The following is a 21,458-nucleotide window of genomic DNA, read 5'->3' as shown; positions in this document are numbered from 1 at the left end:
GTCAGAGACTGCTTTCGCCGTCCCGACATGTTTGTAAGCCGTCCTTCGGGCGGCTTACATCAGATTTTGCTTCAGTTTTTCCACGGTATTGAGAAATTGCTCCACCTCCGCTTGACTGAGGCCCCGGGTCAGCAGACTCTCCACGCTGCTGATCCGTTCCATAATGTCCTGGTAGAGTGCATCCGCCTTGGGCGTGGTGGTCACACGCTTGAGCCGGGCGTCCCGCTCCACCGTCTGCCGGATGACAAAACCCTGGGATTCCAGCCGCTTGAGCAGCCGGGACGCGGTGGACCGCCGGATATAGAAGGCCTCTTCAATATCCTTCTGGCACACCTCCTGGTCCCGATTGTGGCACAAAAAGCCCAATAACTTCACCTGCATTTCGGTAAAGTCATCTCCGTCAGTCGAGCCGGTCATCTCCAGCACCTTGCGCCGCAGCAGATTGGACAGAGCCTTGATCTCATAGCCCACGTGGCGCTCCTGCCGCATTCTGTCATCTCCTTTTGTTGTACTATATTTAGTTTAGTTTGTCTGCTAACTGTTGTCAATGCACAACCTTCACAAAACCCCGGCTGAAGAAAAACCGGAATTCTGTGACGCTCTTCCAAGTTCAGAAAATACAGCTTATTTTATCTTCATTGTCTTATATAGATTAAAATAGTATCTTATACAGCACAAGGCCCGCCGCAATTTGCGGCGGGCCTCACGGTGCTTTTTGGTTCAGTTCTTTTCTCGGTCTGCGGTAATAAGCAGCTTTACCGCCTCAATGCCCACCTCAAGGGCAGCGGAGAGGTCATGGCTCTCGGTCTGGTCCAGCCCGGCGGCTTCCCGTTCTTGATTCCAAATCACATGGAAACAGGAACCGCACCGCACCCCAAGGGCCGCGGCGCAGCAAAAGAGTGCCGCCGATTCCATCTCGGAAGCCAACACACCCAAGCGTTTCCAAGCCTCCCATTTGTACAGCAGCTCCTGGGCCACCGGCATCCGTGCGGGGCTGTGCTGGCCATAGAAGGAATCCTTGCACTGGACCACACCGGCATGCCAGGGTTTTCCCAGATTTTTGGCCGCCTGGACCAAGGCGGTCTGTACCTCATAATCTGACACAGCGGGAAACTCAATAGGCGCATACTCCCGGCTGGTTCCCTCGTGGCGCACCGCACCGGTAGCGATGACTACATCGTCGCTCTTCACAGGCAGGGCAATGCCGCCGCAGGTGCCCACCCGGATAAAGGTATCCGTTCCGATGTTATGAAGCTCTTCCATAGCGATAACAGCGGAGGGGCCTCCAATACCGGTGGAGCAGACACTCACCTTCTCCCCAAGCAGAGTACCGGTATAGATCGTATATTCCCGGTTGCTCCCGATTTTGACAGGATTATCAAAGTAGGCGGCAATCTTCTCACACCGGCCTGGGTCTCCGGGCAAAAAGCAGTAGCGGCCCACATCCCCCGCCTTACATTTAATATGAAATTGCAGTTCATGTTCATGCATTTGTCATTACCTCCTCAGACATCAAAACCACATGGATCGTGAGGCCAGGTCTTTTAAAATCAAGCCATCATTGTTCTTTTGACAGGTGCCATTATACCAGTTCTTCTTGTCGTTTACAAGATGCACAAATCCAGCATGAAATTGTAACGTTTTGTTGTTGCTTTTTTAATTCTCTTATTTTACAATGGTCTTCGTTGAGGAGATCACAGGCCGGTTGTGTGATAGGCAATCGTCTTCTTTTGTCTTCCAAACCCACATAGAAAGGAGGAACATCTGATTAAAAAAGCCATTCTGATGTCCTCCCTGGCGCTGGTATGCGGGTTGGTACTGGGCTGTCTGGTAGGACATAGCGCTGTTTCGTCACAGACCAGCAAAGCAGTCCTCTCCCCCACCGGCTCTCAACCCGGACAAAGTAACCGAGCCGCCGCTACAGCATCTTTACAACCTTCACTGGATATTGAGGATAATTCCCATTTGTTGGAGCGAGCCGGTCAGGTTCTGGAAGCGCTGAAAGCAGAGGACTATGCCGCGCTATCTGAACTGGTGCATCCCCAACGGGGTGTGACACTGACCCCTTATTCTACCGTAGACCCTTCCTGCGACAACGTGCTGACCCAGGCCAGCGTGGCCAAGCTGGCTACGGATGATCAGGTCTATCTCTGGGGACTTTATGACGGCTCTGGGAATCCAATCCGCTGTACCGGAACAGAATATTTTGATCGTTATGTGTTTAATGTGGATTATACCGAGGCCCCTCAAGTGGGTATTGATACGGTGCTCATCAGCGGCAACGCGTTGGAAAACGCGGCGGCAGCCTATCCGAACGGCCGCTTTGTGGAATACCACTTTCCCGGCATTGATCCCGAACTGGAGGGGTTTGACTGGTGTTCCCTCAAACTGGTCTTTGAAGTATGGGAAAACGATTGGTATCTAGTCGGCATCATCCATGGTGAGTGGACCGTATAATCTGCTGGTTTGCCAACAATCCTGCCGGATTTGACCCGGCAGGATTGTTGGCGTTTCTTCTATCTTTTTTGTCAAGACACTGAGATTTATGAAAGAGGACTTGCATCTGCTGAAAGATTGCGTTAAGATGAACGTTACAATTGGAATGCCTATGCAGGAACTGGTTTCTCGGGGGCCGGGTGTATCATCATACAACCTGTTCTTTGAAAGACCGGCAGACATTATCGTACGTGGATACTGTAGTATCCCGAAAGGATGAGTGCAGTTTGAAAATCATCATCGTGGGAGACGGAAATGTTGGCTTCACTCTGGCGGAACACCTCTCCCAGGAGGAGCATAATGTTACCATTATTGATACCAATGACGACGCGTTGCGCCGGGCTTCGGAGTCTCTGGACGTGATGTGTGTCAAGGGCAACGGCGCGTCCATTTCCGCTCTAAGGGAATCTGGTGTGGCATCTGCGGATGTTTTGATCGCAGTCACCGGCTTGGATGAGGTCAACATGGTATGCTGCCTGACGGCCAAGCAGCTTGGCGCCAAGTTCACCATCGCTCGGGTGCGCAATGTGGAATACGCCATGGAACTTGCCCAGATGAAACAGGAGCTTGGCATTGATTTGGCCATCAATCCGGAAAACGCCACCGCCGTGGAGATCTCCCGGCTGCTGCGGTTCCCAAGCGCCGCCAATATCGAGACCTTCTGCCGGGGCCGGGTGGAACTGATCGGTTTCCGGGTCCGGGAGGGCGATTTCATCGCCGATCAGCCTTTGTCCGCGCAGACCAGCAAGATTCGGGACTTGCCCATGCTCCTGTGTGCGGCAGAGCGGGAGGACGGCGAGGTCATTATTCCTGACGGCACGTTTATTCCCAGGGTAGGTGACCGGCTCTATCTGGTGGGACAGCCCGCCGGACTTACCGCTTTCTTCGGTCTTCTGGGGCGACACACACCAAAGCTGCACTCTGCCTTTATCATTGGCGGCGGCCGCATCGCCCATTATCTTACCTCTATTTTACTTAAACTGGGTATGCGAGTGAAAATCGTAGAGCGCAAACCGGAGCGATGCCGCCATCTCAGCAATGTTCTCCCCCACGCCATGGTGATTCAAGGAGACGGCACCGACCAGGAGCTGCTGGAGGAGGAAAACGCCAGCGCGTCTGATGCGTTCATTGCTCTGACTGACCGGGACGAGGACAATATCCTTATCTCCCTCTACGCCATGCAGCAGGGTGTCAAGAAAGTGGTAGCCAAGGCCAACCGGCAAAACTATACCGGTATCGCTCACGCCGCCGGATTGGACAGCATCATCTCTCCCAAGCTCATCACGGCCAGCCAAATCCTTCAGGTGGTCCGTGGGATGCAGAACTCCAAAGGCAGTGTGATGAACGCGCTGTATAAGATTTGCGATGGTCACGCTGAGGCGTTGGAATTTATCGCCAACGACACCACCCGCAATCAGGGGATTCCTTTGAAGGATCTGCGCCTGAAAAAGGGCATTTTGATTGCCGTGTTGGTTCACAAGGGCCAGATCATTATCCCGGACGGCTCCTCCTCTATTTCTTCCGGCGATACGGTGATTCTGATCTCCCGCAACCACGGTATTCTGGACCTCAACGATATCTATGAGGACTCCCTGCTGGATCTGGGGGCGGCGCAATGAATTTCAGACTGGTCTTTAAAGTAACAGGTAAGGCCCTGATGGTAGAGGCCGTATCCATGCTGATTACCCTTATGGTGTGCCTTTTCTACCAGGAGGACCCTACACCCTTCCTCTTTACCATTCCCTTGGTCATGATAATCGGCTTTGCCCTCTCCCTTCTACACAGCAACGACCACTTTTTCCCCCGGGAAGGTTTTTTCTCTGTAGCCCTGATCTGGCTGCTGATGGGCGCTTTCGGCGCGCTTCCCTTTTACTTCAGCGGCTTCTTTCCCTCTTATATCGACTGCTTTTTTGAGGCGGTCTCCGGCTTTACCACAACCGGCGCCTCCATTCTGACAGCGGTAGAGCCCCTGTCCAGGGGCATTCTGTTCTGGCGCTCCTTTATTCACTGGTTGGGAGGCATGGGCGTACTGATCCTCACCATCGCCCTGCTGCCCAGTTTGGGTTCCCGCACCCTTCACTTAATGAAGGCCGAAAGCCCCGGTCCGGTGGTCAGTAAGCTGGTTCCGAAAAGCAGCCAGTCCTCCAAGATCCTTTATGGAATCTACTGCGGTATGACGGCTATTGAGATTATCGCGCTCCGTATCGCCGGAATGCCCTGGTATGACAGCATTGTACACTCTTTCGCCACTGCCGGTACCGGCGGCTTCTCCACCCGCAATCTTTCCATTGCCGCCTACAATAGCCCGGCCATTGAGATCATCATCACCATTTTTATGTTGTTGTTCTCTGTGAATTTTTCCCTCTATTTCTTACTGCTGTGCGGCAAGGTGAAGCAGGTCCTGAAGAGTGACGAGCTGCGTTTTTTCCTCATTGTGGTCTTTGCTAGCATTGTACTGATCACCTTCAACATCTGGAATCTATATCCAACCGTTGGTGAATCCATTCGTCACGCCGCATTCCAAGTCGGCTCCATTATTTCTACCACCGGCTTTGCCAGCACGGACTTTAACCAGTGGCCGGAGTTTTCCAGAGTATTGCTGGTCCTACTGATGTTCGTTGGCGCCTGCGCCGGGTCCACTGGCGGCGCCATCAAGTGCTCCCGGGTCCTTCTGCTGGGTCGGTGCATCCGGCGTGAGATCAAGCAAGTGATCCATCCCAGAGTGGTCAATGTGGTCAAGCTGGATGGCCGGGTAGTGGATGAGCCGGCTTTGCGTTCCGTCCATATATTTTTTGCCGCCTATATATTTATCACCTTAGGGGCCACCCTTCTGATATCGGTAGACAATAACTCCTTCGGTACTACCTTTACCGCAGTGGTCTCCTGTATCGGCAACATTGGCCCCGGCCTGGAGCTGGTGGGTCCCATGGGCAATTACGCCTTCTTCTCCCCCTTCTCCAAGCTGCTGCTCTCTTTGTGTATGATCATTGGCCGTCTTGAAATTTTGCCTATTTTGGTTCTCTTTAGCGGAAATGCATGGAAGCGTTCTTAAACTCTCCATTCTATTTTAGCCAAAGCGTCAAATCCTAGGATTTGACGCTTTCTTTTTTTGAATACTCTTGCCAAGCAGATGCGTTTTGGGGTATTATAAAGATGTCTGAAAAACCGGAAAGCCTTGCGCTGCAATGGCTTTCCGAACTAAAGGAGTTGGATAAGATGATTGAAAACCTCTTTTGGCTCGGTCTAGTGGGTGCAATTATCGCCCTAATCTTCGCCGTAGCACAAGCAAGAAAGGTACTAAAGTTTTCAGAGGGCACTGAATTGATGCAAAAGCTCGCTGCATCCATTCGCAAAGGCGCTAACGCCTATCTTAAGCGTCAGTATACCACAGTCGCAAAGATCTTTATTATTGTCTTCGTTATTTTGCTTCTGCTGGCCTGGAGAAATATGCTGGATAACTGGTTTATTCCCTTTGCATTCCTGACCGGTGGTATTTACTCCGGCCTGGCCGGTTTTGTCGGCATGAAGATCGCCACCTCTGCCAACGCCCGTACTGCCAACGCCGCCCATGAAAGTCTGAACCGTGGCTTGAACGTGGCCTTCTCCTCCGGCGCCGTGATGGGCTTTACCGTGGTCGGCCTGGGCCTGCTGGACGTGTCCATCTGGTTCCATGTGCTCAAGTACATCGCCCATTTTGAGGCCGCCAAGATCGCCCAGACCATGGTCATGTTCGGCATGGGCGCCTCCTTCATGGCTCTATTTGGCCGTGTCGGCGGCGGCATTTTTACCAAGGCCGCCGACGTAGGCGCTGACCTAGTGGGCAAAGTGGAGGCCGGTATCCCTGAGGATGATCCCCGCAACCCCGCCACCATCGCTGATAACGTAGGCGACAACGTGGGAGATGTGGCCGGTATGGGCGCTGACCTGTACGAGTCCTATGTGGGCTCCATCCTGGCCACCTTCGCTCTGGGTGCTGCCGCCTATGCCTCCGACAATCTGACCTGGAACGCCATGCTGCTCCCTCTGGTCATCGCCGTAGTGGGCGTGATCTGCTCTGTGCTGGGCAGCTTCCTGGTGCGTACCAAGGAGAACGCCACCCAAAAATCCCTGCTGGCTACCCTGCGGAAGGGTACCTACACCGCCGCTATTCTGGCCGCTATTGCCGCCGCTCCCATCACTTACTTTATCATGGGCTCCTGGGGTCCCTACATTGCCATTCTGGCCGGTCTGGTAGCGGGCTGTGCCATCGGCTATTTTACCGAGTACTACACCTCTGACACCTATAAGCCCACCCAGAAGCTGGCCGACTCCACCGAGACCGGCGCTGCCACCACCATCATCGGCGGTATCTCTCTAGGTATGCTGTCTACTGCCGCCCCCATCATCATCATCGGCATCGCCATCATCGTCTCCTTCCTGGCTGCGGGCGGTTCCCTGACCACCGGCGGCGAAAACTATGACCTGCTGTTCTCCAAGGGCCTGTATGGTATCGGCATCGCCGCTGTCGGCATGCTGTCCACCCTGGGCATCACCCTGGCTACCGACGCTTACGGTCCCGTGGCTGACAACGCCGGCGGCATCGCTGAAATGAGCGGCCTGGGCGAGGAGGTTCGTAACCGTACCGACGCTCTGGACTCTCTCGGCAATACCACCGCCGCCACCGGTAAGGGCTTTGCCATCGGCTCCGCCGCCCTCACCGCCCTGGCCCTGCTGGTTTCCTATGTGGACGTGGTCAAAGGCAAGCTGGACCATGCCATGGACCTGTCCCTCACCAATCCCGCTGTACTGGTAGGCCTGTTTGTGGGCGCCATGCTCACCTTTATCTTTGCTGCCCTCACCATGAGCGGCGTGCAGCGGGCCGCCCAGTCCATCGTGGTGGAGGTCCGCCGTCAGTTCCGGGAGATCTCCGGTATTATGGAGGGCAAGGCCGATCCCGACTATGCCTCCTGTGTGGATCTGTGTACCAAGGGCGCTCTGCATGAGATGGTTCTCCCCTCCCTGCTGGCCATCGTGGTTCCCGTTGTAGTGGGCCTGATTCTGGGCGCTGAGGCTGTTGTTGGTCTGCTGGGCGGCGTCACTGTCACCGGTTTTGTGGTAGCTGTATTCATGTCCAACGCCGGCGGTGCCTGGGACAACGCCAAGAAGTACATTGAGGCCGGTCACCACGGCGGCAAGGGCTCCGACTGCCACAAGGCCGCCGTCATCGGCGACACCGTAGGCGATCCCTTCAAGGACACTTCCGGTCCCTCGCTGAACATTCTGATCAAGCTGTGCTCCACTGTTTCCATCGTGTTCTCCGGCCTGATTACCACTATTCATCTGTTCTGATATAGCATATAAAAAGGACGCCGTACGGCGTCCTTTTTATATGCCCCTTTAGCTCAGCTCAAATATCCCGTGGTAAAGCTGATAATATTCCCCCTGCTGGGCCAGCAGATCCTCATTGCTGCCCCGCTCCACAATTTGCCCATGCTCCAGCACCATAATGGCGTTGGCATTGCGGACGGTGGACAGCCGGTGGGCGATGACAAACACGGTCCGCCCCTCCATCAGCTGGTCCATGCCTTTTTCAATGAGGGCTTCTGTACGGGTATCAATGGAGGAGGTAGCTTCATCCAGAATGAGCACCGGCGGGTCGGCCACCGCCGCCCGGGCAATAGCCAGCAGCTGCCGCTGTCCCTGGGACAGATTGGCCCCATCTGCTGTCACCATCGTATCATATCCTTGGGGCAGACGACGAATAAAAGAGTCGGCGTTGGCGATTCTTGCCGCCCACTCCACTTCCTCCATGGTGGCATCCAGTTTTCCAAAACGGATATTATCCGCGATCGTTCCGGTGAAGAGGTGGGTATCCTGAAGCACCATACCCAAAGAGCGGCGCAGATCATCCTTTTGAATCTCCTTTACATCGATGCCATCGTAGGTCACCGCACCCTTTTGAACATCATAAAACCGGTTGATCAGATTGGTAATCGTGGTTTTGCCCGCACCGGTTGAGCCAACGAAGGCAATTTTTTGGCCTGGTTTGGCAAAGAGACTGATCTCTTTCAAGATGGGGTGACCTGCATCATATCCAAAGGTCACTCCCTCAAAGCGCACATCTCCCCGCAGAGGGACTGTTGAACCATCCGGCTTCCGCCAGACCCAGCCATCCCCCTGCTTTTCCAGTTTTACCTGACCCTCGTCTACCTCCGGGGTTTGGTCCATAGCCTCAAAAACCCGCTCGGCGCCTGCCAAGGCAGCTAATAAAAAATTACTCTGTTGGGTGAACTGATTGATGGGCATGGCCGCCTGTCGGACAAATACCAGATAACTGGCCAGACTGCCCACATCGGTCATCCCAGCCATAGCCATATAGCCTCCCAGGGCGGCCACAATGGCATAGTTGATATAGGAAATACTCACCACCGCCGGGACCATGGTAGCGGCATAACCCTGGGCCCCAGTCCCCGCCTTACGGAGAGTCTCATTTTTCTCCCGGAAGCGGCGCAGATTCTCCTCCTCATGATTGAATACCTTGACCACCTTCTGTCCAGCTACCATCTCTTCAATATAGCCGTCCAAATCGCCCAGCGCACCCTGCTGCGTTCGGTAATAGGCCTTGCTCCGCTTCCCGCTGAAGCGAATATAGAGGAACATGACCGCATAGCACACGGTTACCACCAAAGTCAGCCGCCAATTGAGAATAAACAGCATGGTCAAGGTACCCGCTACCTGGATAAAGCTCTGGATCACCATAGCGAAGCTGTTATTCAATGCATCGGAAATGGTATCCACATCATTGGTAAAGTAACTCATCACATCGCCATGACGGCGGGTATCGAAAAAGCGCAGGGGCAGTTTCTGAAGGTGGGCAAACAGATCCCGTCGGATATCAAAGAGTACCTTCTGGGCCGCCTTTACCATAGTCTGGGTATACCCCCAGGCCGCCAGCGCCCCCGCCAGATAGATGAGCGCGGTAAGAACTACCCCTTGGAGCAAAGCCTCCATTCCGCCACCAGCCAGATTGTTTACCACCGGCCGGATCATGTAGGTACCCAGCAGGTTAGCCAGGGCGCTGATGGTCACCAGTACCGCTACCACCAGCAGCAAAAACTTATGCCGTCCCAAATAGGACATAAGGGTGCGGATGGTATAGCCCAGATGCCTGGGCTTTTTAGCACTGAGCTGTCTGGCCATGGTCCTCCCCTCCTTTCATCTGGGATGCGTAGATCTCCTGGTAGATAGGATCATGATCCAACAGCTCCTGATGGGTACCGGCAGCATGAACCCTTCCGTCCTCCAGAATAACGATAAGATCGGCATACATCACCGAGGTCACCCGTTGGGCAATGATGATTTTGGTCACCCTAGTAAGTCTGGCCAGAGCGGCCCGGATCTTACCCTCGGTGGCGGTATCCACCGCACTGGTGGAGTCGTCAAAGATCAAAATTTTCGGCCGCTTCAGCAGAGCCCGTGCAATACAAAGCCGCTGCTTCTGTCCGCCGGAGACATTGACGCCCCCCTGTCCCAAATCAGTATCCAGACCATCAGGCATCCGCCGCAAAAACTCATCGGCACAGGCCGCCCGACAGGCTGCCCACAGCGTTTCGTCATCCGCGTTTGAATCTCCCCATTGCAAATTTTCCCGGACAGTGCCGGAGAAAAGAACATTTTTCTGGAGCACGATACCCACCGCATCTCGTAAAGTCGCCAGATCATATTCCTTTACATCATGTCCACCCACCTTCACAGTCCCATCGGTGGCGTCGTACAGCCGTGGAATAAGCTGGACCAGGGTGGTCTTGGCGGACCCGGTACCCCCAAGAATACCAACAGTCTGGCCTGCTTTGATGTGCAGGTCCACCCCGTACAGGGCATATTCTCTGGCATCGGCACGGTACTTAAAGGAGACCTTCTCGAAGTCCACACTGCCGTCTGGCACCTCCCCCACCGGCTCCGCCGGGTCGGTCAGGGCCGGGTCCTCATCCAGCACCTCTGCAACACGGTGGGCGCTGGCCAGAGAGCGGGTAAGCAGCAGAAATACATTTGAGATCATCATAAAGGAGTTCATCACCTGAAGCACATAGCTGAGAAAGCCGGTGAGCTCTCCCACCTGAAGACTCCCCTTTAAAATCATACCGCCGCCAAACCACAGGATCAGGACAATGGCAGTATACATGGTAAACTGGAAGGCAGGTAGATTGAGCACCGCAAAATGGAAGGTACGCTGGCTGGTTTCCATCAGCTCTTCATTGACGCTGCGGAACTTCTCCTCCTCGTACTCCCCCCGGACAAAAGCCTTTACCGCCCGGATGGCGGTGAGACCCTCCTGCACCACATTGTTGAGCTGGTCCATAGCCTTCTGAAGCCGCCCATACATGGGGGCCACCTTACGCACCACAAAAAAGAGGATCAGTCCCAGAATGGGAGCGCACACCACAAAAATCAAAGCCAGCCTGGCATTCATCCAGAAGGACAGACCAAGGCCCATTACCAGCATCACCGGGCTGCGCACCAAAGGCCGCAAGCCGCCGTTGATGGCGTTCTGAAGCACCGTCACATCGGTGGTCATACGGGTAACCAGAGAGGAACTTTCAAATTTATCCAGATTGGAAAACCCATAGCTCTGGACCCGCTCGTATTGGGCTTCTCGGATATTAGCCCCCCAGCCGTAGGCCGCCCGGGCTGCAAAACGGGCATACAGCAGACCGGTCACCAGAGCCAGCAGCGCACACACCCCCATTTGAATTCCCTTCCCTACAATATAATGCAGGTCCTGGTTCTCCACACCCACATCAATCAGGTCGGCCATCAGCACCGGAATCACAAGCTCAAAGGCTGTCTCAATCAGCACCAGCAGGCCGCCCATCAACAGGTCCCAACGGTAGGGACCCAGATAGGCCAATAAACGTCTTAGTTCTCTCACAGCTCTTTCCTCCTCTCTATCTTTCTGTCATCAAAGTAACAGCTTGGTACCCTCATTATAATCCGCCCCATTTTCCCGTCAAGTCTTCCTTACTCACAGGTTTTCCACTTGCAACCTGAGTCTCAACGTGGGATAATAAGGTAAACTTCCCATTTCGCAAATTCAAAAGGAGGCTCCTCCATGACAACCAAAAAAGCATACCGTCCGGAAAATCTCCACTACCTGAAGATGTTGGCCCGGCAATACCCCAACGTCCAGGCAGCCAGCACCGAGATCATCAACCTGCACGCCATCCAAAACCTGCCCAAGGGCACGGAACACTTTATCTCTGACGTTCACGGGGAGTATGAGGCCTTCCTGCATATTTTGAATTCGGCCTCCGGCGTGGTGCGGGAAAAGCTGGACACGCTCTTTGCTACCACTGTTTCCAAAGCCGATCTGGACCAGCTGGCCACTCTCATCTACTATCCTCAAGAGAAGCTGGAGGAGATCGAGCGGGAGACCCCCGATATGCGGGAGTGGTACCGCATCACCTTCCACCGTCTGATTGAGATGTGCCGGTTGGTAAGCTCCAAGTATACCCGTTCTAAGGTGCGTAAGGCCATGCCTCCGGAGTATGCCTATATCATTGATGAAATGATCCACACCCACTACGAGGACACGGATAAGCGGGATTACTATGAGAATATCATCTCCACCATCATCGACATCGACCGCGCTTCCAACTTCCTGGTACAGCTGTGCGAACTCATCAAGCGTCTGGCTGTGGACCACCTGCACCTGGTAGGCGATATCTTTGACCGCGGACCCCGGGCGGACATCATTCTGGACTCCCTGATGGAGTACCACAGCGTGGACATTCAGTGGGGCAACCACGACGTACTGTGGATGGGGGCGGCCTCCGGCTCCCGTACCCTGGTGGCCACTGTTCTGGCAAACTCTCTGCGCTACAACAACCTGGAGGTCATCGAAACCGGCTACGGTATCTCCCTGCGCCCCCTGTCAGTGTTTGCCAACGAGGTGTACAAGGACTGCGATATCCACCGCTTTGAGGTCAAGCTCACCAACGAAGACGCCGCCCACTATACGGAAAAGGACAAGCTGCTGGCCGCCCGGATGCACAAGGCCATCACCATTATTCTGTTCAAGCTGGAGGGACAAAAGGTCCTGCGCAACCCATGCTTCGGCATGTCTGACCGGCTTCTGCTGGACAAGATCGATTATGAGAATAAGTGCATCACCATCAACGGCACCACCTATCCTCTGGAAGACGTGGACTTCCCCACCGTGGACCGAAAAGACCCCTATGCCCTCACCACTGAGGAGGATCAACTCATCAACCAGCTCACCAGTTCCTTCCTCCATAGTGAAAAGCTCCAGCGCCATATCCGGTTCCTCTACTCCAAGGGCAGTCTGTACAAGGTTTATAATGGCAACCTGCTCTTCCACGGCTGCATCCCCATGACCGAGGATGGCAAGCTCCAGGTCTTTACCATCGGAGGCAAGACCCTGTCGGGCAAGGCTTTCCTGGACTACGCCGACACCAACGCCCGCCGGGCCTACTACAGCAAGCCAGGTACTGAGGAACGGGAGTTCGGCATGGACTTTCTGTGGTTTTTGTGGGCAGGCCGCAACAGCCCCATCTTCGGCCGGGACCGGATGACCACCTTTGAGCGGCGGCTCATCCTGGACGAGTCCACCTGGACCGAGCCCAAAAACGCCTACTATCAGCTCTACAACGACCCGGCGGTATGTGAATTCCTGCTCAAGCAGTTCGGGCTGGAAGGTCCCCACTGTCACATCATCAACGGCCATATTCCAGTGAAATCCAAAAAGGGCGAAAGCCCCATGAAGGCCGGGGGCAAACTGCTGGTCATTGACGGCGGCTTCTGCAAAGCCTACCAAAAGACCACCGGCATTGCCGGCTATACGCTCATCTATAATTCCGCCTGCTTCCGGCTGGTGTCCCACGAGCCCTTTGTGGGCCGGGCCAACGCCATCCGAGAAAATCAGGATATCGCCTCCTCCTCGGTGGTGTTTGAACGGTTGGAATCCCGTCTGAAGATCGCCGGCACTGATGTGGGCCACCAGCTCCAGGAACAGATCGACGACCTGATGGATCTGCTCCAGGCCTTCCGCAGCGGCGAGATTGTAGAGGACCACAAGGATTAACCCATATCTATAAAAGGGGTGCTGCATATTGCGGCACCCCTTTTATATCCTTTTCCGGGCAAGTAACCCAACTTGACGTCTGTCTTTCTGTATGCTATACTCCCATTACTCATTTAGTAATTTAGTAATCTAGTAGTTTTATAATGAGAGGAGTATTCCTATGCAGATTCCAACCAATCTAAAGCACAAGCCGGTCTTTGTGGCGGAGGATTATGGCAACATTGACGGTCGAAACGCCTACCAGACCGATGCCCAGGGCCTCAGTCTGGGGCTTGCTCAGTGGAATGACCGGGGCCGGGTGGATATCTCCGCCAAGGTATGGCGGCACACCGGCGAGAAGTGGTCCCGCCAGTCGGAAGAGCTCCCCCTCCACCGTGTGCTGGATCTGGCCATTCTCACCTGTCGGGCCGTCCACTATATCCGGGAGGAGAGCTACCGTTTCCCCACTCTGTACGATCCTACCCACCCGCAGATCGACCGGGTGGGCCTTCAGGGCGACGCAATGACGGTGGAGGTATGCACCGGAAACGACCATATTGATGAGGATATCGCCCTGTTTCGGGATGCGCTGGCCCGTGACGGAGACCTGCTGGGAGAGCGGATGCAGGTATTGGCCCGTATGCTGGCCGAACTGGGTTATCACGCCTGAATTCTCTTTTCGCCGCAAAAAACGCGGAGTATGCGTCTCTCACTGCATACTCCGCATTTTCATATTTATGACTGGGTATTCAAATAGGCATCTATCCCGTTTGCAATGCCCATTGCCAGCTTTTGTTGGTAATTCGCATCACACAGCCGCGCCAACTCTGCCGGACAGGACATGAATCCGGTCTCCACCAAAATGGCTGGCATAGTGGTCTCCCGCAATACCTGAAAGTTGGCAGAGGGTGTTCCCCGCCCGATTCCACCGGTGGCTGTCACCACACCCGCCTGTACCTGCTTGGCCAAGGCCTCGCCTCGGGTGCTGTTGGGATAATAATAGGTGAAAATACCCTCATAGTCGTTCCGGTCCAGGGCATTGCAATGGATACTGACAAAAAGCTCCGCCTGGGCCGCATTGGCGATCTGAGCCCGCTCGGACAAACCGATCGAGTCGTCCCCGGTCCGGGTAAGCACCACATGGTAGCCCCGGGCTTCCAAAATATCCGCCAGCATCAGGGACATGGGAAGCGTCAGGTCTTTTTCCTTTACATCATTTCCATAGGCATCTGGATAAACCGCGCCGGGCTGATTGCCGCCATGACCGGGATCAATGGCAATGGTGATCTTCTCTGGGTCCACCACAGGCAGATCAGGCTGCTCTGGCTGTTGGGTCACACCGATCCGCACCTGATTGCCTCCGGCTGTCACCGAGAGGTTCTGGGCATAGCTGACACCGGCGGCCAGATCCAGCACAATCCGCAGCGTATGGGGATAGCCATACCCCAAGCTATCCTCATGCTGGTAGCAGCGTATCGTCTCAATGGCTGTACTCTCCACCGGAATGGTCAGCTCATTTCCTACAGCAGGCGCATACACCGCCCCCAGCAGGTCGATCACCAGCCGGTCCCCCAGATCTGTGATCCGGTAATTCGGCGCATGGTCCGCAGAAATGGTAAGGATCTGGGCGGTCTGGTCAAAGGACAACCCTGTTACTTGTCCCAGGTCTCCAACCGAAGGCTGAACAGGAGTTGGCTCTGGTGTAGGGGTTGGCGTAGGCGTAGGAGTTGGAGTTGGTGTGGGGGTTTGCACAGGGTCAGGCTGCTGAACCGGAGTGGTGATGGCTACCGTACCGGTCTCCCCCAGCCACTCCACATCAGCGCCCAGTTGTTCGGAGACGAAACGCAGAGGTACCATGGTACTCTCCTTCCCCTCCCATTTCACCACTCCTGCGGGTACACCGTCGGGCAGCTGTATCTTCCGGCCATCCACCAGCGCGGTGGCGGAGCCCAACGTCAGCACAATGGTGCTCCCCTCCCGCAGGATGATAACCTGTCTGGTTTCAGGCACCCAGGTCACCGTAGCATCCAACGCCTCGGAGATCAGCCGGACCGGAACCAGCGTGCGGCCATTTTGGCTGCCTGCCGGATATTGGATCAGAGCCGGCACATCCTCCGGCACCAACGGAGCGCCATCCAGTGTCAGATTGACCCGGTCGGTTACGACAGGCTGTCCATAGCTGCCGCTTGCCTCATCATAAAATCGGACTGTGATCCGCTCCATTCCGGCCGCTGCCGTCCCAGGTAACGCCCCAATCAGCAGCGCCAGCAACAGCAAGGCCGACATGATTTGTTTTTTCATGTATTTCCCTCGTCTCATCTTATGCTTTTTTATCATATTCTACCCTATTTCCTACCATTCCGTCAAGGATTCTCCCCCATAATAGTTAACATAATTTTATTCCTCTTTTTTCCTCCCCTTGCCAAAAGAAGGACAAATCTCTTGCGCTCCGGTGAAAAAATTGGTATGATGAAACATAATTCAAGAGCATCGGAGGGAATCGTATGCTGAACATCACCCGTCAGGGCGTGTACTATAAGAATAACGCCTTCCTGCCCGCGCAGGACGGTCCTGCCGCCGGTCTGCCCAGTCCGGAGGAAGCAAAGAAGGGCACCATGGCCTATTCCATTCTGAAGGCCCATAACACCGGCGACTCCATGGACAGTCTGGCCATCCAGTTTGACGCCATGGCTTCTCACGATATCACCTATGTGGGCATCATTCAGACCGCCCGGGCCTCCGGCATGAAGGAGTTTCCGCTGCCCTACGTGCTCACCAACTGCCACAACTCCCTGTGCGCTGTGGGCGGCACCATCAACGAGGACGACCATGTATTCGGTCTGTCTGCGGCCAAGAAGTACGGCGGTGAGTTTGTCCCCGCCCACCAGAGCGTCATCCACTCCTATATGCGGGAGCGGTATGCCGCCCCCGGCAAGATGATTCTGGGCTCCGACTCCCACACCCGCTACGGCGCCTACGGCACCATGGCCATCGGCGAGGGCGGACCCGAGCTGGCCCGGCAGCTGCTGAAAAAAACCTATAACATCTCCTATCCCAAGGTGATTGCCATCTATCTCACCGGCGCTCCCATCCCCGGCGTGGGTCCCCAGGACGTGGCTCTGGAGCTCATCCGCTCCACCTTCAAGGACGGCACCGTCAAAAATGCTGTGATGGAATTCTTTGGCCCCGGTGTACAGAACCTGTCTATGGACTACCGCTCCGGCATCGACGTCATGACCACCGAGACCACCTGTCTCTCCTCTGTATGGGTGGCTGACGACACCTTAAAGGATCATCTGGCGGTGCTGGGCCGCGGCGATGCGTTCAAGCCCCAGGCCCCCGCTGACGGCGCTTATTATGACGGACTTATCCAGGTGGAGCTGGACAAGATCCGTCCCATGATCGCCCTGCCCTTCCACCCCTCCAACGCCTATACCATTCAGGAGTTCAAGGAGAATATGGCTGATCTGCTCCATCAGGTGGATGAGGACACCGTACACCAGCTGAAGCTGAAAAACAAGCCTGCCTCCCTGCTGGACAAGGTACATAACGGCCAGTTTGTGGTGGACCAGGGGGTCATCGCCGGCTGTTCCGGCGGCACCTATCAGAATATCGTCCGGGCCGCTCAGGTTTTGGAGGGTCACGCCATTGGCTCCGATGCCTTCTGGCTGTCGGTCTACCCCACCAGCCAGCCTGTCAATCTGGAGCTCACCCGCAGAGGGTATATCGCCTCCCTTATGGCTGCCGGCACCTCCATCCGCTCCTGCTTCTGCGGTCCCTGCTTCGGCGCGGGAGACGTGCCCGCCAACGGGGCCTTCTCCATCCGCCATTCCACCCGCAACTTCCCCAACCGGGAGGGGTCCAAGCCCTCCGACGGCCAGGTCTCCTATGTGGCTCTGATGGATGCCCGGTCCATTGCCGCCACCGCCCTCAACGGCGGCGTGCTCACCGGCGCAGACGAACTGCCCAATCCTCCGGCAGACCCCGCCGTGGAGCCCTTCGCCTACGACGACACCCCCTACAAAGCCCGGGTCTATTTTGGTGTAGGCAAAGCCGACCCCAGCCAGGAACTGGTCTTTGGGCCAAACATTGCCGACTGGCCGGAGCAGGTGGCTCTGCCCGATAATCTGCTGCTCACTGTGTGCTCAGCCATTTACGACCCGGTGACTACTACCGACGAGCTGATCCCCTCCGGCGAGACCTCCTCCTACCGCTCCAATCCCATCAAGCTGTCTGAGTTTGCCCTGAGCCGGAAGGACCCCCAATATGTGCCCCGGGCCAAGGCGGTGCTGGCCTTGGAGAAGCTGCGCCGCACCAATCCCGACGATCCCCAGGTAAAGGAGGCCATGATGGGACACGATCCCGCCTCCACCGGACTGGGTTCTCTGGTGATGGCCCTCAAGCCCGGCGACGGCTCCGCACGGGAGCAAGCCGCTTCCTGTCAGCGGGTGCTGGGCGGCGTGGCCAACCTGGCCGCCGAGTATGCCACCAAGCGCTACCGCTCCAACGTAGTGAACTGGGGTATGCTTCCCTTCATTGCAGAGGATGTGAAGGACTGGAACATCCAGCCCGGCGACCAGCTGTACATCCCCGGCGTTCGCACCGCTTTGGACAGCGGCGCCGATGTGATCCCCGCCGTGCTTCTCCAAAATGGCGAACAGCACACCGTTACCCTGAAACTGCCCGGCATGACCCGTGAAGAGCGGGATATCGTGCTGGCTGGCTGCCTGATCAACTACTACGCAAAATAAAAACGGTGGGCGCTGCAAGCTCTTGCAGCGCCCACCGTCCTGAAGGAGCGATTCCCATGGTTCCCCAACCTGCTTCCACCCTGTCTTCCAAGCCGCTGACCGCCACCAATATCATCTCCGGATTTCGGGTCCGGCCCGGTCTCTTTTTGCTCAACGGCGCCAATGTGGTACCTGGCGGTGTCAGCTTTACCATTCACTCCATCAACGCCACCTACTGCGAGCTGTGCCTCTTCCACCGCACCCACCAGGAGCCCTTCGCGGTGCTTCCCTTTCCGGACAACTTCCGCATCGGCAACACCTTTTCCATGATCGTCTTTGATCTGGATATCTATGAATTTGAATATGCCTACCGGATGGACGGCCCCAACGACCCTGACCGGGGTCTGATCTTTGACCGCACCAAATTCCTGCTGGACCCCTATGCCCGGGCGGTCACCGGTCAGAGCGTATGGGGCAGCAACCAGTCCCCCGGCTGTTCCTACCACGCCCGGGTGGTAGAGGATATCTTTGACTGGGGCGCCTTCCGGGACCCCCACCTGCCCTTCCGGGATATGATTATCTACGAGACCCACGTACGGGGCTTTACCCGCCACGACTCCTCCGGCGTCAAGTATCCCGGCACCTTTGAAGGGATGCTGGAAAAGCTGCCCTACCTGCTGGAGCTGGGCGTCAATACCGTGGAGCTGATGCCCATCTTTGAATTTGATGAGATGGCCGACGAGCGCATTGTAGACGGTCGACAGCTGCTCAATTATTGGGGATACAATACCATTTGCTTCTTTGCCCCAAATACCAGCTATACCGCCACACCGGAGTACAATCATGAGGGCACCCAGCTCAAGCGGCTGATCCGCACGCTGAACGAACATGGCATTGAGGTTATACTGGACGTGGTGGTCAACCATACTGCCGAGGGCAACGAACACGGCCCCTTCTTCTCCTTCAAGGGACTGGACAACAACATCTACTATATGCTCACCCCGGACGGAAAGTATTACAATTTCTCCGGTGTTGGCAATACCCTCAACTGCAACCATCCGGTGGTACGGCAATTTATCCTGGATTGTCTGCGGTACTGGGTGGTGGAGTACCGGGTGGATGGGTTCCGGTTTGACCTGGCCTCCATTCTGGGCCGGGATACCGACGGCGCGCCCCTGTCTGAGCCTCCCCTGCTGGAAAGTCTGGCCTTCGATCCCATTTTGGGCCGGGTCAAGCTGATTGCTGAGGCGTGGGATGCCGGTGGCCTGTATCAGGTGGGCTCCTTCCCCTCCTGGAACCGTTGGGCCGAATGGAACGGAAAATATCGGGACGACCTGCGCTGTTTCCTGAAGGGGGACGCCGGCCGGGCCTGGGCGGCGGTACAGAGGATCTCCGGCTCGGCGGATCTCTATCCCCCCTCCCAGCGGCAGAACGCCTCGGTGAACTTTCTCACCTGTCACGACGGCTTTACCCTATACGATCTGTATTCCTACGATGAAAAGCACAATGAGGCCAACGGCTGGGGCAATACCGATGGGGCCAATGACAACAACAGCTGGAACTGCGGCGTAGAGGGAGACACGGAGGATCCGGAGATCCTGGCCCTCCGGGACCGGCTGATGAAAAACGCCTTTGCGGTGCTGCTGTGCAGCCGGGGTACCCCCATGTTTCTGGCGGGAGACGAATTTGCCAACACACAGTTCGGCAACAATAATTCCTATTGCCAGGATAACGAGATCTCCTGGCTGGACTGGTCTCGCCTGGACAGCCACAAGGACCTGTTTCATTTCGTCTCTCGCATGATCGCCTTCCGCAAGGCCCACCCCATTGTCCGGGGTGAGACTGCCCCGGCCCGGTGCGGCTGGCCCTCAGTCTCCCTCCACAACGGCGCGGCCTGGAATGGCAAGATGGATGAACAGACCCGGCAGATCGGCGTGCTCTTTACCGGACGAAATCAGGACGACACCGACGACGACCTGGTGCTGCTGGCCGTCAATGCCCACTGGGAGTCTCACTGGCAGGGCCTGCCTGAGCTTCCCTCCGGCCTGCGCTGGAACCTGGTGCTCCACACCGCCCATCCAGATCCCTTTGCCGCCAGTCCGCTGTTCAGCGGCAGCGGACTGCACATGGGCCCCCGTTCGGTGGCGATCTTCCAGGCGGTCAACGGCAGAAGCTGATGGTTTGGCCTACCTCTTCCACAAAGGTACTCCCGCCTTTTTTCAACAAACTTGTATAAGCAGACAAATTTCCTACTTAACCCTTGCCAAGTTTGAAAAAATCCGATATCATTTTACACAGGTCATACAAACAGGGAGGTACGAGGATGTCATCACTGCACTGGCTCTGCATTGGCTTGCGGTCCATCCACGGCACCAACCTGTCCAATCTCAGGGGTTGATTCTGTCAGGGCATCCGTATACCGGATGCCCTGATTTATTTTTTCCGTCCCTGAAAAATTTTTAGGTATACAGGAGGGTCTTATGAGCAAGAAGGTCGCCGTAGTTATGGGTTCCGACTCCGATCTGGAGACCATGCGCCCCTGCATCCAACGTCTGCAATCCTTTGGCATCCCCGCTGAGGTACGGATCATCTCAGCCCACCGCACCCCCGCCGCTGCTGAGGAGCTGGCCTCCCACGCCGCGGAAAAAGGGTTTGGCGTCATCATCGCCGCCGCGGGCAAGGCCGCCCATCTGGCCGGAGTGCTGGCCGCCTACACCACGCTCCCCGTCATCGGGGTCCCCATCAAAACCTCCCTGATGGGTGGACTGGATTCCCTGCTGTCCATGGTGCAGATGCCCAAGGGAATCCCGGTAGCCTGTGTGGCAGTGGATGGAGCGGACAACGCCGCCATTCTGGCGGCCCAGATGCTGGCCCTGGCCGACCCGGAGCTGTCCGCCACGCTGGCCCAGTTCAAGACCCGCATGGCGGAAGAAGTGGCGGAAAAGGACCGCCACATCGCTGATAAACTGTAAATAAAGAAAAAGAAAGATAAAGGAGAGTCACGTCATGGCTTACGAGAAGAAAGAGCAGCTCTACGAGGGCAAGGCAAAGAAAGTATTCGCCACCAACGATCCTCAGGTGGTTATCGTCTCCTATAAGGACGACGCCACCGCCTTCAACGGCCTGAAGAAGGGCACCATCACCGGCAAGGGCGCCATCAACAACCGCATGAC

General features: G+C 55.9%; 15 protein-coding genes. 10 read left to right on the top strand and 5 right to left on the bottom strand.

Annotated features, from left to right (window positions below; translation table 11 throughout):
• Positions 1-54: 54 nt before the first annotated feature.
• Together Q0J75_RS01255 and udp are read right to left on the bottom strand one after the other, a co-directional pair.
• Positions 55-489 (bottom strand): MarR family winged helix-turn-helix transcriptional regulator, encoded by a 435-nt coding sequence (locus tag Q0J75_RS01255; protein ID WP_297195967.1) that lies wholly within the window; start codon positions 487-489, stop codon positions 55-57.
• Between the two features lie 231 nt (positions 490-720).
• Positions 721-1,491, bottom strand: a complete 771-nt coding sequence (gene udp / locus Q0J75_RS01250; protein ID WP_297195966.1) for a uridine phosphorylase — start codon at positions 1,489-1,491, stop codon at positions 721-723.
• 474 nt (positions 1,492-1,965) lie between these two features.
• On the opposite strand from udp, the gene Q0J75_RS01245 reads away from it, so the two are divergent.
• The 4 genes from Q0J75_RS01245 to Q0J75_RS01230 all read left to right on the top strand — a co-directional run bounded on the left by Q0J75_RS01245 (position 1,966) and on the right by Q0J75_RS01230 (position 7,824).
• Positions 1,966-2,457 carry a hypothetical protein gene (locus Q0J75_RS01245; protein ID WP_297195965.1) on the top strand — a complete coding sequence of 164 codons (492 nt, stop codon included), beginning with the start codon at positions 1,966-1,968 and terminating at the stop codon, positions 2,455-2,457.
• Between the two features lie 266 nt (positions 2,458-2,723).
• A complete protein-coding gene (gene trkA / locus Q0J75_RS01240) occupies positions 2,724-4,115 on the top strand; it encodes a Trk system potassium transporter TrkA (protein WP_297195964.1) in 1,392 nt (463 codons plus the stop codon).
• Positions 4,112-5,548 carry a TrkH family potassium uptake protein gene (locus tag Q0J75_RS01235; protein WP_297195963.1) on the top strand — a complete coding sequence of 479 codons (1,437 nt, stop codon included), beginning with the start codon at positions 4,112-4,114 and terminating at the stop codon, positions 5,546-5,548. Before trkA ends, Q0J75_RS01235 begins: the two co-directional genes overlap by 4 nt.
• A 164-nt stretch (positions 5,549-5,712) precedes the next feature.
• Positions 5,713-7,824 carry a sodium-translocating pyrophosphatase gene (locus tag Q0J75_RS01230; protein WP_297195962.1) on the top strand — a complete coding sequence of 704 codons (2,112 nt, stop codon included), beginning with the start codon at positions 5,713-5,715 and terminating at the stop codon, positions 7,822-7,824.
• 48 nt (positions 7,825-7,872) lie between these two features.
• Here the strand turns inward: Q0J75_RS01230 and Q0J75_RS01225 are convergent, their stop codons facing one another.
• Positions 7,873-9,675 (bottom strand): ABC transporter ATP-binding protein, encoded by a 1,803-nt coding sequence (locus Q0J75_RS01225; RefSeq protein ID WP_297195961.1) that lies wholly within the window; start codon positions 9,673-9,675, stop codon positions 7,873-7,875.
• The gene (locus tag Q0J75_RS01220) at positions 9,653-11,404 is read right to left on the bottom strand and encodes an ABC transporter ATP-binding protein (protein WP_297195960.1); all 1,752 of its coding nucleotides are present in this window, start codon (positions 11,402-11,404) and stop codon (positions 9,653-9,655) included. Before Q0J75_RS01220 ends, Q0J75_RS01225 begins: the two co-directional genes overlap by 23 nt.
• Before the next feature lie 180 nt (positions 11,405-11,584).
• Here Q0J75_RS01220 and Q0J75_RS01215 point away from each other — a divergent pair, with 180 nt between their 5' ends.
• Positions 11,585-13,576, top strand: a complete 1,992-nt coding sequence (locus Q0J75_RS01215; protein WP_297195959.1) for a fructose-1,6-bisphosphatase — start codon at positions 11,585-11,587, stop codon at positions 13,574-13,576.
• Between the two features lie 160 nt (positions 13,577-13,736).
• Positions 13,737-14,225: a DUF6530 family protein gene (locus Q0J75_RS01210; RefSeq protein WP_297195958.1), complete on the top strand. Its 489-nt coding sequence runs from the start codon at positions 13,737-13,739 to the stop codon at positions 14,223-14,225.
• Positions 14,226-14,290: 65 nt separating this feature from the next.
• Here Q0J75_RS01210 and Q0J75_RS01205 read toward each other — a convergent pair whose 3' ends face one another.
• Entirely contained in the window at positions 14,291-15,856 is a 1,566-nt protein-coding gene (locus Q0J75_RS01205) for an N-acetylmuramoyl-L-alanine amidase family protein (RefSeq protein ID WP_297195957.1), read from the bottom strand.
• A 203-nt stretch (positions 15,857-16,059) separates the two neighbouring features.
• Between Q0J75_RS01205 and Q0J75_RS01200 the strand changes: the two genes are divergently transcribed.
• From Q0J75_RS01200 to Q0J75_RS01185, 4 genes are all read left to right on the top strand, one after another.
• Complete coding sequence (locus Q0J75_RS01200) at positions 16,060-18,306, top strand: hydratase (protein WP_297195956.1); 2,247 nt, start codon at positions 16,060-16,062, stop codon at positions 18,304-18,306.
• Between the two features lie 56 nt (positions 18,307-18,362).
• Entirely contained in the window at positions 18,363-20,462 is a 2,100-nt protein-coding gene (locus Q0J75_RS01195; RefSeq protein ID WP_297195955.1) for a glycogen debranching protein, read from the top strand.
• A gap of 303 nt (positions 20,463-20,765) precedes the next feature.
• Positions 20,766-21,257: a 5-(carboxyamino)imidazole ribonucleotide mutase gene (gene purE, locus Q0J75_RS01190; RefSeq protein ID WP_297195954.1), complete on the top strand. Its 492-nt coding sequence runs from the start codon at positions 20,766-20,768 to the stop codon at positions 21,255-21,257.
• A 34-nt stretch (positions 21,258-21,291) separates the two neighbouring features.
• On the top strand, positions 21,292-21,458 hold a 167-nt coding region (locus tag Q0J75_RS01185; protein WP_297196143.1), incomplete at its 3' end, for a phosphoribosylaminoimidazolesuccinocarboxamide synthase.

The sequence above is a fragment of the uncultured Flavonifractor sp. genome (genome assembly GCF_944385615.1).
Lineage (GTDB): Bacteria > Bacillota > Clostridia > Oscillospirales > Oscillospiraceae > Flavonifractor.
Note: the sequence above shows the minus strand (reverse complement) of the source record. Positions and strands in the feature narration are given on the sequence as shown.